We start from the raw sequence: 16,068 nt of genomic DNA on the forward strand, positions 1-16,068 counted from the left end.
TCTCATTTAGAAAACCACTACCTTTGTTACAGTGGTTTTCTAAAACGAGAATAAAGCATGAAGAATAATCTGTTAAGCGAAAAGCTTATTTACACAGGAGCCAGTCTTACTCCTACCCACTTACATCTTTGTACTTACAATGCTACCGAGATGCAGGAAAGCGCCAACGACACCTTTCAAGCCATCAAGGGAACACTGAACAGCGATCGGATCAATTGGCTACAAATACACGGAATGAAAGATACGGAGACTATCCGGGAAATTTGCAGTCATTTTGAAATAGACTTCCTAGTCCTGCAAGATATACTGAATGCGGATCATCCTACCAAGATAGAAGAGCATGACAAATACATCGTCCTGATCTTAAAAATATTCTACCCCAACGAACATAAAGAAGAAGACGAACTGGACGAGTTGCTCCAACAGCAAGTTTGTCTTATTCTAGGTAATAACTACGTACTTACTTTCCTCGAAAAAGAAACCGACTTCTTCGATGATGTCAGTTCCGCCCTGCGCAATGATGTCCTGAAGATACGTAGCCGCCAGACTGATTATCTACTTAGCGTGCTGCTCAACAGCATCATGGGAAACTATATTTCAACAATCTCTTCCATTGATGACGCACTCGAAGATTTGGAAGAAGAACTGCTCACCATCACCAGCGGTGATGACATCGGTATTCAGATTCAGGCATTACGACGCCAATATATGCTGATGAAAAAATCTATCCTTCCACTAAAAGAACAATATATAAAGTTACTACGGGCAGAAAACCTGCTTATTCACAAAGTGAACCGTGCCTTTTTCAATGATGTAAACGACCACTTGCAATTTGTATTACAGACCATTGAGATCTGCCGGGAAACTCTTTCCTCATTAGTCGATCTGTACATCTCCAACAATGATTTACGTATGAACGACATCATGAAGAGGTTAACCATCGTATCCACCATCTTTATCCCTTTGACATTTCTGGTCGGAGTATGGGGAATGAATTACAAATGGATGCCCGAGCTCGAATGGCAATACGGGTATTTATTTGCCTGGATTGTAATGGCAATTATCGGTATTATTGTATATTTGTACTTCAGAAAAAAGAAATGGTATTAACAAAAACACATCATCAGTCATGAAATCGATAAAAGAGCTATATAGAATAGGCACAGGACCTTCCAGTAGCCACACTATGGGACCGCGTAAAGCTGCCGAAATGTTTCTGGAACGTCATCCGGATGCTGCATCTTTTAAAGTAACCCTTTACGGCAGTTTAGCTGCTACAGGCAAAGGACACATGACGGATGTAGCCATTATAGACACTTTGCAACCCACTGCCCCGGTAGAAATTGTGTGGCAGCCCAAAGTCTTTCTACCGTTCCATCCGAACGGAATGACATTTGCAGCTCTGGATAGCAACGATAAAGTGCAGGAGAATTGGACTGTTTATAGCATCGGTGGTGGTGCACTGGCAGAAAATAATGACAATCCAACCATCGAAAGCCCCGATGTATATGGTATGGAAAACATGACTGAAATACTCCAATGGTGTGAAGATACCGGAAAAAGTTATTGGGAATACGTAAAGGAATGTGAGGAAGAAGATATATGGGACTACCTGGCTGAAGTATGGGCTACCATGAAAGATGCCATTCACCGTGGACTCGAAGCAGAGGGCGTACTACCCGGACCACTAAATCTCCGGCGGAAAGCCTCCACTTATTACATACGTGCTACCGGATACAAACAATCCCTGCAATCCAGAGGGCTCGTCTTCTCTTATGCTTTGGCAGTAAGTGAAGAAAATGCTTCCGGCGGTAAAATAGTAACCGCTCCTACCTGTGGCTCCTGCGGAGTCATGCCCGCCGTACTTTATCATCTTCAAAAAAGCCGTGACTTTAGCGATATGCGCATTTTACGTGCGTTAGCCACTGCCGGCTTGTTTGGCAACATCGTCAAATTCAACGCATCCATTTCCGGAGCAGAAGTAGGTTGTCAGGGAGAAGTAGGTGTTGCCTGCGCAATGGCTTCGGCTGCCGCCAATCAATTGTTCGGGGGCAGTCCTGCACAAATTGAGTATGCAGCAGAAATGGGCCTGGAACACCATTTGGGAATGACTTGCGACCCGGTATGCGGATTGGTACAAATTCCCTGCATCGAACGAAATGCATACGCCGCCGCACGTGCGCTGGATGCTAATCTTTATTCAGCTTTCACCGATGGCATGCACCGTGTCTCTTTCGACAAAGTAGTGCAAGTGATGAAACAGACCGGACATGACCTACCGTCACTCTATAAAGAAACAAGTGAAGGAGGATTGGCCAAGGATTACAAACAAATGTAATTATAAAAAGCAACGGACCATTCCTTTTATAGAAATAGTCCGTTGTCATTTTTATGATTAAAAATTATTCAGTTGGCGGCCAATTCGTATCGTCTCCGTTACTGATATCTTTCTCATGTATCAATCCGCCATCCTGCGTGAAATAAAGCGAGTAGCGCTGGCTACCTTGTTTCACCTGAATCACAGATTCCATCGGATTCTGTGGAAATGTCAACACATATACATCTGTCACTACCCACGCGTTATATTTAGAATCTATAAAAGCCGTATAAACAGCCGGCACCAACTGATCGATACTGTTCAGTTCATTTTCTGTCATCACCCAGTTGGCATTAGCATCAAACCAGACTTCCAATTCATCATTGCTCACCCAACAGTCAGCTACATAATAAGCACCTTTCATCTCCCATTCTATATTCTGGGCAGCCGGATATACCTGTTTCAAGGCCTCCGTAATATTACTGGGCGGAACAAAAGTATCATCATCGTCATTATCACATGCGCCGAAAGAAAGGGCAGTCATAAGCAACACTACTGCCCATGCGCTAAACTTAAATCTCCACATAGTTATCTTCTTGTTTAGGTCTATTTACTGCAACTAGTTAATCATCAGCCTTGATAAATTTTCCTTTCTTATCAAATTTGAAAGAAAGCCCGGTAGACAATTCAATCTCATACCCTTTGCGGTCACGTTCCACTTTCGTCACTCCTTCATTCACAAAATTATGTGCTTTCAGGTAGTTGACAGCGAATCCCGGAACAATACTAACAGGAACAGTCTGCCCTTTCTTAGCACTTACCTCTTCCCAGTTTCCCTTACTGTCAAAATCAATTTCCGTACCATCCATCAATAACACTTCATACTTGGTAGATTCCATCATATCCTTATCAATTTTGATATGGGCAACCTGTGGCTTTGTAAAATTACTATTGATAAAATTACGTGCCGGAAGCGGCAACTGATTCATGTCTTTAGTTATCACATCTTTTGCGAATGAAAACTGCACGGCTACCAGAGCCAGTACAAGTAGAGATAGAAATTTCTTCATAATCGTTATTCTTTTAGCGTTAATACTATACTTTATTCTATGCTACAAATAACGATACAGATTCCGGAAAGATTTAGGAATATTATGAGTTTGCTCTTTTTTTGTATTCTTTAACCATCTATTCTATTTTCCACTCCCCTATAGTACAACGTTCCCTTAAAGCGCAATATACCAACGATCCTCACAGACAGTTGGTATATTTCACATATAGATACATATCAGTTTTTACACCGATACGAGGGTCAAGTTAAAAATATACCGCTGTACGATTTCTAACCTGCAAAATGTAGGGATTTCATGAGTTTATCATGAATCTAGGGACCTACATATTTCTTCATTTCAACATTTATTTTATACCATCCCAATGCATTACTACCACCCACTCTTTCGGTTGGTAAGTTCCGTGAAAACGGTGCGGAACCGTAGCAACCACCAAATCACAATTGGAAGCTAATACGGCTCTTAATTCCTTCAATAACATATCCATCCGAACAATTAAATGAAGATACTTCATCATACACCGTATCACCCGTACATACTGATAAATGCACATATCCTCTCCCCGTCTTATCTCACTCAGAGTATTAGGAGAAATAGCAAATTCGCTGGAAAAGAAACTGTTACTGAAAATACGATCCGTTCCCATTAAAGCCAATACCAAATTGCTTAAAAACTCGTATGGTTTCTGTTTTTCTTTTGCCATGTCATTCTATGATTAATAATTTATAATATTTCAGTTTTTATTACCTTATCAAATATTGTCCACATAGGGAAACAATTAGCGATTCACTGCTGAAATCAACTGTCACTGACACTATTCACAAAAAAGCATATTACGTGAGCTTCCTGCATTTTTTCGAGCACACAAATTTTCGTCCCTAAAAAAGCAACGAGAGTTTATCGACTGGATACAAGCAAGTTACAAATCTCACGCACCTCTTCTTTCCCCCACCAACGCGCCCTCCTTTCAAAAGGACAAAAGGACATAAGGACAAAAATCCCCTATGGTACTATAAAAATTCCAATGCCAACGATGAAGCCTATTAGTTGGGAAAGGAATTCCAGAAAGGAGCTCCTTTATTTCCCCGAAATTCGTACAATAATCTTACCTTATTGTCGAATGATTGTATTACTGAAGACGGAAGCAAACGCGAACAAGATGTCGCTCTTCTTTCCAAGCACGGTCCTTTCACTAAATAATCCTGACAATATAGGTAATTTCGTTCAAGAGTTGACCAAGCATTTCATGACAGACAAAACGATTCAGGTTGGCGCAAAACACGATTTCAACATTCGTAAGGTTACACGTCTACAAAAGCACTTAACATAATAAAGATCAGCAATATACCTCATAGTTCTTATACTAAGATGAATAAAAACAATCATATATGTCCTTTTTGTCCTTTTGTCCTTTTGGAGAGTCGGAAAAACATCGGAAGATTTGAAAAAAACATCTCAATGATTGAAATCAAACATTGGGATATTTCGATACAAATCTCCCAATGTTTTTTCTTTATATTTGTGTGTCTAAATACATCACTATACGTAAAATTAGGAAATATCAACGATCTTCACAGACAGTTGATATAGTGGGAAATTCACATCGGCTTTAACCTCCGATGTCAGGGCGTAGATCAGAAATGTACCGTCGTACGATTTCCAATCCACAATGTAGGAGAATCATGCTGTAAACAGCATGAAGCTAGGGACCTACATTTTTTTCATCTCACATACGAAACACTCACGTGTTTATTACATCTCAACATTTTATTTTATACCATATTTATTTTCGTTAGCATCCCTTTTACAACTATTAAGTAGCATGGTCCACCACATAAAACTAATCACGAACATTCTCTCCTTGCCATACCTCTCATCTCATTGTATAACCATATTTTTCTCTACATATATTCCACAAAAACAACACATTACCTACCAGATATCTACGCCACATTCGTTTAGGCTCTTTTAGCAGTCGATAAAACCATTCCAACGAATGTTGTTGCCACCATAATGGAGCCCGTTCAGTAGTACCAGCGTAAAAGTCAAACACCGCCCCTACAGTACCCACATGACAATGAATATTCAATTTTTGCCAATTACTGTAAATCCATTTTTCCTGCTTGGGAGCCGTCATACCAATCCATAAAAGATCTGGATTTGCCTCATTGATAGCCGCCACAATAGCCGCATTATCTTCCTGTGAAAATTCCGGTTTATAAGGAGGAGAATAAGTCACCACTTCCAAATTCGGATAATCCACTGCTGCCCGTTGTTTAATCAATGCCAGTACTTTCTCCGAGCTACCCATAAACATACATCGGCCTCCTTTCTCATTAAGGCGATTCATCTCAAGAACAAAGAGATCCCAACCTGCTATTCGTTCCCGCGGTTGGCTTTGCATCTTTAGCCATTTACAAACCTTCACAATACTTGCTCCATCAGGAATAAGTACATCTCCCTTCATCAGCGCTTTGGCAAATAGTGGATCCTTCACGGCAGTATTGTAAGAATGTGCATTAATTGTGTTTATCAGCAACTTTCCTTGTGGTAATAATTTTAGTTGCTCTGTACTCTCCATGATAGAGAGTTCTTTTAGTTTAATCATATAACTACAATTACCTTATTATACATTTTTCATAAAATTCCGTTGTTCGTCTTGCTATACTGCTTCACAATAGTTTTTATGCCTTACATTTCTGCTAACTAAAATTGGTAAAGTTTTTAACTTACACATAAGTGCTATTTATTAGCATAATCCTGATTGCCGTTTTCAAAAATATCACAATCGTAGTCTTTATCCATTTTCAATAATGTAAGAATGGGATATATGATAAGGGAATTAAGCCATTCCATATATGACATTTAGATTTTGAATATATTTGTGAGGATTAAAATTCTGGAATATTGTAGCCCTCGCTTCATTTCCCAATCTTGACAACATTTCCCTATCATTATTTAAGTTCGTAAGAGCTTCAATTATACTATCTGTATCTTTCATCTTTATAAACAAACCATTCTTACAATCTTCCACCACATCACCAATAGAACCAACATTAGTGGTAACAGGCACAGCTCCATAGCTCATACATTCGAGTAATGACATGGGCAAACCTTCGAAATAGGAAGGCAAAACAAATACATCAAGACTTTTTAAGAAAATATTTTTCTTTTCACCTGACACAATCCCTGCATAAATGAATTGATGCCCCAAATAGCTATCAAATAATGGTAAAAAACTATCTTTCACTTCTTCGGCTCCAGCTAATTTTACGATAAACGGAATTTGCTTAGCTTTCAGTTCACGACAAGCCTGCAATAAATTTTCCATTCCTTTTGTCACAGCAATACGTCCTATATATCCTATATTTAGAGGTTCTATCCAATTATACACTCGCTCAAATGATTCAGCATCCTGCAGGTCAACACAATTAGGCAATGAAAATACCCTCTTAGCTTTCAAAGTTTGTTCGATGATATTTTTCTCATTTTCGCCCAAGACAATAAATGGAACATTCCAACTAAAAACTTTTTTCAGAATCCATTTTAAAAAGGATGAAGCTTCTTTGTAATGAGTCAAAAACACACCACCATGTATGTGAACTACCATCTTCCGTTTCTGTTGTAAAGCTATTCCCATAAATAATGGGTCTCTTAAAATTGATGCCTTACTTAATGGAAAATTATAATGAATGATAGCATCCCTTTCCTTGTTCAGCATATTCTTCCACTCTCTCATATTTTTAAGAATTGAAAATATGCGAAATATGCCACCTTCTTCATTATCCTTCCGCCCTAATTCAAAGTGGATGTACTCCTTCTCTTTATTGTTGGATATTATAAATTTTGTTACAGAAGAAATGCCACTCACATTCTTAGACGGATCTAAGGATGGAGCTACTACGATTATTTTCATCGAATATAATTAGATTAGAATATAGAATAGTATCTTTTTTCTTAATACTTAATATTACTTTCCATCCGTTTTGATAGTTATCGCTTTGAATAAATTTATGTAATTCTGCGCAATAGCAGCTTCCGAGAATGTGGACTTTAGTATATCACAATTCGTTCGCATAATCATGTATTCGTCATAGCTTATTTGAGAGAGGTATTTTAATTTTTCATATAATGCCTCTTTTTCTTTATTATCATATAATAAGGAATTAACTCCATCGGTACATACATCTTTAAAACAAGAGTGATCTGGCGCGATGACAGGAAGCCCGTAGTTTACAGCGATCATCAGTGGACCTGAATTTGTAGCATCCCGATAGGGAAAAACCGCGAAATGATGACTGGCGAAAATATCAGGAATCTCTCTGTTATCAACAAATTCCAGATGCATTTCATAAAACTCCGAATGTTTGATCTTCTCTCTACATATTCTTTCTATTTCTTGGTTGCCACATCGTCCGTAAAGTGACAATCGCAAATTTGTCATTCCTTCTTCTATTAGCCTCTCAAAAGCATCGAACAATAAATCGTAGCCTTTATAGGGCTGAAGAGTTCCAAAAAACAGTATTTTTATCTCTTCTTTTATTGTATTACAAGGTTGTACACTAGGTCGCCCGAAATCTTTATAACTCATGCCGACAAGCTCGCTTCTTTTGTTAGGATAAAGTTGCTTGAATAATTCATGCTGATTTTTGGAAAACAACACATAACATCGAGCTGTCATTAAAGCAATCCACTGAGAAATAATCAAAAAGAGCGGAGGTTTTACACTTGAATGGTTCTTAACGTCATGAATTCCCATAACTAGCGGTATTCTTACACATGTCAGTAAATAAAGACCCTGAAAATATAAATCTTGGCAGCAGGAATAAATCAAAGAAGGATGTATTTTTCTTATTTCTTTGAAACAATCCGCAAACAAACATAGCATCTTCAGACTTCTTCTCCTGAAATTGAAAGGATAAAGATGCAATGTAATCTCAGTTCCTTTCACAAATTCTTTAAAAAAGTCAACATCATAAGGCTCTGTAGGCGACCGTAAGACAAACCAATGCAAATCATATACCTTTGCCAGTTCTTTTACCACTGTAACATCCGTATCAAAGAAACCTAAATTTAAGTAGACTATTGTTTCCCTTTTCATAACAATATTCCTTTGATTCCACAATTCTCCGCGAATTTCATATCACTCTCACTGTCACCAATCATCAAACAACGCTCTTTCTCTACATCCGGATAGTCCCGCAATATGTCCAAAAACATACCATTCCCAGGCTTTCGTCGGTTGTCTTCTTCCGTCAACGCCGTACAATAATATATTTTATCAATCCGTCCGCCATGCAATATTATCTCTTCACACATTCGGCAATGTAGTTCCCGTAAGGCTTGCTCCGTCATTACTCCTCTACCTACACCTCTCTGATTTGTTACAATAAAGATATGCCTAAAATGTTTATTCCATTTCACTAATGCTTCAAAAATGCCAGGCAAAAATTCAAACTCTTCCCAACATTTCACATAGTCATTCGGGCAGAGCTTGTTAATCACTCCGTCGCGGTCCAGCAGCAAGGTATCATATCCTACAACATCAATATCTACTAAATTCATGACTTGATTTTTATCCAATCCATCCACTCTTAATAATCATACCTTTCTTAAACATAGAGCTAATATTAAAAAATAGGCAATACCCGGAGATGAAAGATATGATGTATCACCTACACTCTCTATCAATAGACATAGACTCGCCATTATAGCAAGTCGGTAATATTTCAACGTATTAATATTCTGAATTTGCGAAAATCGTCTTCTCCAAAAAACACAAAAAAGCAACACTCCGACTATCCCAAACTGAGCTAATAAAGGATAAAATGCATCAGCCAAAAAAGCAGGATTATCCGGACTTAGCCCCCACACTTTATCTATATTATATTTATAATACAAAGGAGAATAATACACTCCTGCCGCATTTGAACTAAATGTTGCGAATCCTGAACCCAAAGGGAAATAGTCAACAAATATCTTTAAACTCGTTATATAGGATATAGGCCTTGCTAATTCTTGACTTGAATCTTTAAATCCTTCTATATAATAGAAACTAAATTTTGTCCAGGTAAAGAAAAGAACAACGACCAACAATATTACTTCAATACATATTACCTTTACTGATTCAAAATTCACTTTTTTCTTGACTAATAAAAACAAAGCAACCATCAAAATATATTCTCCAAAAAATTTAGATTTAAGAGAAAGTAAGCCGCTTGTCATTATTAATAGGGTTATGATTACTGCCCTTCTTGATTCGGTTGAAAAGTAATAATATAACAAAGCACAAATGATAGAATTTCGACTAAATTCAGCTCTATCATACCCTAAATTTTCGATTATATGCGGAGTAATAGATATAAGATATAAAACATAACAAAACAGAACCCATTTTCTCAAGAAACGACATTGCCCGGTAGTAAATTGTGGAGATATTGAAAAAGTCGCATAAAATATCAGGTAAGGTTTCACTTGTTGTTGCAAATCATAAAAAATTGCATCTACGGATGTTATAGCAATAAAAATGGAATACGCTACATAAGCCATCATGATTAGTAAAAAACAACAAAACTCCTTATTAAACGTCTTCTTACTTTGCATACAGAAATAAGCAACAAGTAATGCTGTCAGAATTTCATCTGAATAATCAAATTTCCATTCATAGTACAACAACAAGCATATTGGATAATATACTACTACAAATAGAGTATAAAACACATTAGATCTCATCAAGCTTATTTATAAAAAAGATATACGCGTAAGCACTCTATTATTTCCATTCATAACCTGGCGAAACACATGTATCATATCCTGCAATATCAATATCCATTAAATTCATGGGGTAATTTCTGTTTTAGAAAGAAAGATTAGGAAATTCAATATTGGCCTTGGCTAAATCTTCCGGGATTCCAATGTCAATAAAATAACGATCCTGCACGATTCCTGATATACATCCTTTACCACTATTCGGTTCTAATACTTGTGTTTCAAATGAGAATTTCCGGGGTAAATGGTCAAAGAACGGAGTCACTTTATCCAATACATAAATACCTCCATTAATCATCCCTTGTTTACAATATCTTTTTTCTTCAAACACAAGAATCTCACCACGTTCATTGCACTTCACATTTCCATATCGGTCAAAATTGTTCATGGGCTTCAAAGCTAAAGACAACAATGCATTTTGATTTAAATGCTTGCGAATGAGATCGTTCAAGTCTACATCAAAAAATGTATCTCCATTCAAAATCAAGGCTTCCGCTCCTTCAATCTTGTCCATAGCAAGTTTGATACCACCACCCGTACCAAGAGGTTCATCTTCCACCGCATAATCGAAAGTGAACGGAAATTCATCTTTTACTTCATCAATCCATTGATAGATGACTTCCCGCAGATAGCCTACGGAAAGAATTACACGTGAAACTTCATATCTGGCAAGATACCTTAACAGATACCAAAGGAAAGGCTTTCCCGCCACGGGAGCCATACACTTGGGTATCTCACTCACCACACTGCGCAAACGTGTACCTAATCCGCCCGCCAAAATTATCACTTCCATTAGCCCTTATTTGTTATTGTACTTTTCACCAAAAATATTCTCCTCCACAATGCAGCAGATAATATGTCCAATCAAGGTCTGACACTCCTGTATACGAGGCGTTTCATTACTGGGAACCTTGATAACGATATCAAATTCATCCATCTTGCAGGGATTTGCACCAGTCAGCGCAATAGACGTAATACCTTTCTCACGGCATACTGGCAATACTTCTACAATATTCTCTGAATTACCCGATGTAGAGATACCGATAAACACATCTCCTTTCACACCTTGAGCTTGTATCTGACGAGCAAAAATCTGCTTATAACCATAATCATTGCCAATGGCGGTAATAATAGATGTATCTGTCGTCAGCGCAATTGAAGGAAGCCCCGGGCGATCGAAATAGAATTTACTGACCAACTCGCCGGCAAAGTGCTGAGCATCGGCAGCACTACCACCATTACCAGCAAATAATGTCTTCTTACCATTTCTATATGCCTCCGTACACAAATCAGCAACCTGAGCTATTCGCGCTATTACCGCTTCATTCTCCAGTAACAAATTCTTTACATATGCACTATCACACACCTGTTTTCTTACTATATCGATAGAATCCATATTGAAAATTTTTACTCTTTATTTATATCACACTTTGTCGGTCGGATAAATCTTCCACCCATGCGCACCTCCCTCAGTAAACTGAAAAGGCATCACAAAACCATTAAGCTTTTTCAATGCATTCACCACTTCTTTCTTGCGTGTCGGCTCCACCATGAGCATTACGAAACCACCACCGCCAGCTCCACTCACTTTTCCAGCCAATGCACCAGCAGACATTGCCACATCAAAAACTTCTTGAATCATGGGATTATTGATAGCATTGGCCATTTTCTTTTTGTCTTCCCATGCCTGTCCAAGAATGCGGGCGAATTCATTCATGTCACCTTTCAGCAATGCCAGTTTCATATCCTTCGCACTCTGTTTAATTCTGTGCATGGCTTCTATGGCGTTTTGGTTGCCTGACGAAGTATTCTTTTGCTGTTGTTCGATAATCGCCGCGCTACTACGGGATACACCGGTGAAGTAGAGAACCATCGAAGCTTCCAACTCATCCATTATCCAACGTTTAATCTTCAAAGGGTTCACTATCACAAGATCATTTGGCAAGAACTCCATATAATTGAAACCACCAAAAGCTGCCGCATACTGATCTTGCTTACCACCGGACAACGCCAAATCCTTACGCTCAATCTCATAAGCCAATCGGGACGCTTCATAATCGCCTAACGGTAAACCTAACCATTCTATGAACGCTTTCAAGATACACACAACCATAGCCGATGAAGTACCGAGTCCGGAACCTGCGGGAGCATCGTTGTAAGTTGTAATCTTAAAGCTTCGCAGACTTATGTCAAAGTCTCTCATTACTCGATTATATACCCCTTTTATAAGACTTGCCTCGCCATCAATCTCCAGCTGTTTTGCCACCAAATAACTCTTATAGCAACGTGCGTCATCACTATCTATGGTAATCAGTCCATCATAGGTTTCTTCTATGGTACAATAAGTATACAGATTAATGGTGGCATTAAGAATCAGCCCTCCATAGATGTCACTATAAGGCGACACGTCACTTCCACCACCTGCCAGTCCGAGACGCAGGGGAGCTTTACTTCGAATAATCATGATTTATTTTTGAGCAATTCGTTAAAAATCTGTTGCCACCTATCAACAATCTTTTCTACGCTAAACCGCTTACAAGTATCCAAGCCCTTCAATGCCATACGCATACACATATCCTCATCAATCATCAACGATTTAAGCCGTTTTATATATTCAGTCACATTATTCATGCCAACAATGAATCCATTCTCTCCGTTTTCAATGATGTCATGGCAAGAAGAAAAGGTATCCATTACTATCGGAACAACGCCATTCTCCTGTGATTCTACTAGTGTCATAGGCCATCCTTCATGAGCAGAAGTCATCAAGAATATCTTTGCTTTTTTATAATAATCCAATGGTAATTGATACCCCTCAAATTTTACCCGTTTCAACTGCATCTCTTTTGCCATGTTTTGAAACATAGGTTTGTCGGGACCATCCCCCACTAACGTAAAACTCCAACTATCCAGATTTCTATCGGCTTCTATCTCTCTCCAGATCTTCAGCATGACCGATACTTTCTTATGACTTTCATACATACGACCGACAAATAAGACCATATTCTCTTTCTTATTGAAGTCAGTTTTGTCAAAAGAGCATTTTAATGGCAATGGATTATTACAAAAGTCCAATTTGGCTAGATTCCTGTCATTTTTTCGAAAAGAGACATAATCATTCATGAATCCCTTTGCCAGAAATATATACTTGTCCACGAAAGGGAGAGATTCTTCAAGCTGCCTACATCGACTTTCTTTATGCATATAGTCATACAATGTTCTACCCATTATTTTTTTTATTATATCCAGGCCTCTCCAAGTGAAATTGGCGTAATTGGCAGGAAGGAAAAGTGACATATGAAGACACTGAACGACTCTTGCACTTTTACGCGCATTTTGAGTCGTTTGAGCAGGCCACCATTGATTTATAATAATGTCAATGTTTTCTTTTTCTACATAATCAGACAAAAATTTACTCGCAAAAGATATTTCATTTTTTGTGAAAGAAAGCTGATGTTCATCTGATTTGATATTCGGAACAAACACCGATTTTACCCTATTATCAATCAAAGGCATATTCTGCGATTTGCTATCCTTTGTGTAGAATACAATGACACTTATACCTCGTTTTACAAATTCATTTGATAAAGTAATAGTTACTGTTTCTCCACCACCATAAATAGGCCAAGGACGTAATAAAAAAGCAATTTTCATTTTATTTTTCTTTAAACATTCATTCAGTTTTTCCAGTTCATCTAATACTCATATTTCTATTCTTTCAGTAATCTTTATTCTCACTTTATCTATTATTCAATTTTTGCATATCATTGAAATACCCTTGTGAAATGACTTATATCTATTTATAATAGCTAAGTTCGCGAGTGTTGTTAACTTGAGGAAGATGCATTGGCATCACACTTTCATTAGGATGAGTTTTAAAAAAATCAATTATTTCATTTTCAAGTTTCCCTGGAAAAATTCTCTCACAACCAACCTTTAAAAGTTTTGCAGGCGTTCCAGCCAACAGCATAGACTTATTGGAATCATATTTTTGAGGATAATTTTTGTTTAGAAGACTTCCGTGTGTACAGATAGTATAGTCAGTCGTTTTACATCCCTTAGTTATAAGTGTATTATTTCCTATCCAGTTGTAACGACCTATCTCAATAAGACCTTTAATTCTCGGGATATTACCATCCTCATCAATAATATAGTGATGATTACTATCGGATAATTTACATCCATAAGTTATTCCAGTTCCCTCTCCTAATTGTATGCTATTATTACAATCCAATAATACAGACTGACCAATCCAGACACGATCACCAAGTGTGAGGCAACCATCTGTTATGTTTATGATGGTTCCTTGAGAGATATTGCAATAACCCCTAAAAACTATTTGTCCTAATTCAGATATCTTAACAACTGTTTTAGTTGGAGGCGTATAATAATCTCTATGTCTGCCAATTTTCACCATACCTTTTACCGGAATACAATCGAATGATACAGAACCATTTAAAGATACAAGTTCTATTTTACCATAAATATAAACAGGTAATTTGCAGGCAATATTAAAAGGAAGTGCCCTGAAATTGAAATAAAGAGTATAAAACCAATTAATGCGATTAACACTCAACTTTCTTTCGATAAATCCAAAACTTCGGTTAATAAAATTATTTATGCTCATTTTATAGATTAATTGTAATTTCAACAGTTTACTGTTTTAATGTACCATGCTTGATATTTCTCAATTGTCTAATTTGAGAACATTCGTCAAAATATTGAAACATGATTTTTAATATTTATTATTTGATTCCAGATCAATAGCTTGTGGAAGCAAGTTCTTATAATCCATCCTCACAAACTGAAGCTCTTTTTTCTTTTCCACAAAGCAAATAGTTCATCCAGTTATCTATACGATATTGTACAATCAAATCTTCAATCTGTTTATTTTCATTTACTTTTTCATCCAAAAACAGCAGCAAAGAAGCCGTGTCAACCATATTGTCAATAACCAATATTCTATCAGGGGAATAAAATGGATAATTAATCACATTCTTATTAGTTGTAATAATTTTTCTCCCAGCTCCTAATGCCCACATAAAACGTGGCGTCATACCTTCTTGAAAATCGTTATAAGTATCTATTACACATAAAGAAGAATATATGCATTTACGAAATTCAGAGGGAGATAAAGGTTCATGTATAAGAATATCTTGATTACAATCATTACAAGATTTCCTTTTAATTATTTCTTTTACAACAGTCTTTATTCTTGATAATAAACTTTTTGAAACAGATGGAATATATAGCTTTATATAGACAGGCAATTCATTTTCTATTGCTACTTTATAAAGAAGCTCAAATATAGTTTTTCTATCATTACGATAAGATCCGAATGCAAATATCTTATATTTTACATATTGTGATCTATCATCTTCGATCCAATAAAGAGGAAGAAACTCCAAATTAAATTGCTTGGCATCTTCTCTATCAAATGTAGCCACTCTATCAAAACAATCAAAATTCCTGTCAAATCGGTAGTTTTTATAAGTTCTGTCCCAAAGATAGAGTACCGTTTTTACCATCGGATTATCACGCCTTATCTGATCTATCAGGATAGGATGAAAAGATTTTCCATTAATTACCATTAAATAATCAAAAGTCTTTCCTTTCAGTTTCTTCTCATAAAGTTGGATACTTTTCTTTTTTAAAAATTGGATGTATAATCTCTCTTTCCAATGGCTTAGCTGCCTGTTTCTTATAAGAGAAGGGTCAAAGCTATATGATTCTTCTTCGATATACGTGACATTATACCCACGCTTTTCCCATTCAATCTTCAGATCTATATATAGGTTAAGAAATGTGGGTGCTATAAGTAATACTGATTTCATATTTCTATTTTTTTTATTACCCTAACAGGATTTCCTGCTACAACACAAAAAGAAAGTACATCTTGAATTACAACTGAAT

At 37.0% G+C, this 16,068-nt stretch carries 16 protein-coding genes; 2 read left to right on the top strand and 14 right to left on the bottom strand.

The genetic code is table 11. The features are described 5' to 3' along the window. The first annotated feature begins 57 nt into the window (after nucleotides 1-57). The gene (corA, locus tag DW173_RS07300; protein WP_008021512.1) at nucleotides 58-1,110 is read left to right on the top strand and encodes a magnesium/cobalt transporter CorA; all 1,053 of its coding nucleotides are present in this window, start codon (nucleotides 58-60) and stop codon (nucleotides 1,108-1,110) included. A gap of 19 nt (nucleotides 1,111-1,129) precedes the next feature. Next, entirely contained in the window at nucleotides 1,130-2,338 is a 1,209-nt protein-coding gene (locus DW173_RS07305) for an L-serine ammonia-lyase (protein ID WP_004305771.1), read from the top strand. Nucleotides 2,339-2,402: 64 nt separating this feature from the next. Here the strand turns inward: DW173_RS07305 and DW173_RS07310 are convergent, their stop codons facing one another. From DW173_RS07310 to DW173_RS07385, 14 genes are all read right to left on the bottom strand, one after another. Further along, on the bottom strand, nucleotides 2,403-2,903 hold the full coding sequence (locus DW173_RS07310; protein ID WP_004315193.1) for a PepSY-like domain-containing protein: 501 nt from the start codon (nucleotides 2,901-2,903) through the stop codon (nucleotides 2,403-2,405). A 37-nt stretch (nucleotides 2,904-2,940) separates the two neighbouring features. Continuing rightward, nucleotides 2,941-3,387, bottom strand: coding sequence for a PepSY-like domain-containing protein (locus tag DW173_RS07315; RefSeq protein WP_004315194.1), 447 nt, complete (start codon nucleotides 3,385-3,387; stop codon nucleotides 2,941-2,943). Between the two features lie 346 nt (nucleotides 3,388-3,733). Continuing rightward, on the bottom strand, nucleotides 3,734-4,090 hold the full coding sequence (locus DW173_RS07320) for a hypothetical protein (RefSeq protein ID WP_008770851.1): 357 nt from the start codon (nucleotides 4,088-4,090) through the stop codon (nucleotides 3,734-3,736). 1,170 nt (nucleotides 4,091-5,260) lie between these two features. Then, nucleotides 5,261-5,995 carry a WecB/TagA/CpsF family glycosyltransferase gene (locus DW173_RS07335; protein WP_087321347.1) on the bottom strand — a complete coding sequence of 245 codons (735 nt, stop codon included), beginning with the start codon at nucleotides 5,993-5,995 and terminating at the stop codon, nucleotides 5,261-5,263. A 234-nt stretch (nucleotides 5,996-6,229) separates the two neighbouring features. After that, nucleotides 6,230-7,303, bottom strand: coding sequence for a glycosyltransferase family 4 protein (locus tag DW173_RS07340; protein WP_120144164.1), 1,074 nt, complete (start codon nucleotides 7,301-7,303; stop codon nucleotides 6,230-6,232). Nucleotides 7,304-7,357: 54 nt separating this feature from the next. After that, a complete protein-coding gene (locus tag DW173_RS07345; RefSeq protein WP_120144166.1) occupies nucleotides 7,358-8,488 on the bottom strand; it encodes a glycosyltransferase family 4 protein in 1,131 nt (376 codons plus the stop codon). Then, nucleotides 8,485-8,952: a D-glycero-alpha-D-manno-heptose-1,7-bisphosphate 7-phosphatase gene (locus DW173_RS07350; protein ID WP_120144167.1), complete on the bottom strand. Its 468-nt coding sequence runs from the start codon at nucleotides 8,950-8,952 to the stop codon at nucleotides 8,485-8,487. The genes DW173_RS07345 and DW173_RS07350 overlap by 4 nt, the downstream gene beginning before the upstream one ends. Before the next feature lie 36 nt (nucleotides 8,953-8,988). After that, on the bottom strand, nucleotides 8,989-10,119 hold the full coding sequence (locus DW173_RS07355) for a hypothetical protein (RefSeq protein ID WP_087321342.1): 1,131 nt from the start codon (nucleotides 10,117-10,119) through the stop codon (nucleotides 8,989-8,991). Nucleotides 10,120-10,243: 124 nt separating this feature from the next. Further along, nucleotides 10,244-10,948, bottom strand: a complete 705-nt coding sequence (locus DW173_RS07360) for a nucleotidyltransferase family protein (protein WP_087321340.1) — start codon at nucleotides 10,946-10,948, stop codon at nucleotides 10,244-10,246. A gap of 6 nt (nucleotides 10,949-10,954) precedes the next feature. Continuing rightward, a complete protein-coding gene (locus DW173_RS07365) occupies nucleotides 10,955-11,551 on the bottom strand; it encodes an SIS domain-containing protein (RefSeq protein ID WP_120144169.1) in 597 nt (198 codons plus the stop codon). Nucleotides 11,552-11,578: 27 nt separating this feature from the next. Beyond that, nucleotides 11,579-12,619, bottom strand: a complete 1,041-nt coding sequence (locus DW173_RS07370) for a dehydrogenase (protein ID WP_120144171.1) — start codon at nucleotides 12,617-12,619, stop codon at nucleotides 11,579-11,581. Continuing rightward, the gene (locus DW173_RS07375; protein ID WP_120144172.1) at nucleotides 12,616-13,809 is read right to left on the bottom strand and encodes a glycosyltransferase; all 1,194 of its coding nucleotides are present in this window, start codon (nucleotides 13,807-13,809) and stop codon (nucleotides 12,616-12,618) included. Before DW173_RS07375 ends, DW173_RS07370 begins: the two co-directional genes overlap by 4 nt. Nucleotides 13,810-13,951: 142 nt before the next feature. Next, nucleotides 13,952-14,806, bottom strand: coding sequence for an acyltransferase (locus tag DW173_RS07380; protein WP_233562114.1), 855 nt, complete (start codon nucleotides 14,804-14,806; stop codon nucleotides 13,952-13,954). 133 nt (nucleotides 14,807-14,939) lie between these two features. Then, nucleotides 14,940-15,989 (bottom strand): hypothetical protein, encoded by a 1,050-nt coding sequence (locus DW173_RS07385; RefSeq protein WP_120144176.1) that lies wholly within the window; start codon nucleotides 15,987-15,989, stop codon nucleotides 14,940-14,942. Nucleotides 15,990-16,068 lie beyond the last annotated feature (79 nt).

It is taken from the genome of Bacteroides sp. AM16-13 (assembly GCF_003602705.1).
In the GTDB taxonomy this organism is placed as follows: Bacteria; Bacteroidota; Bacteroidia; order Bacteroidales; family Bacteroidaceae; genus Bacteroides; species Bacteroides xylanisolvens.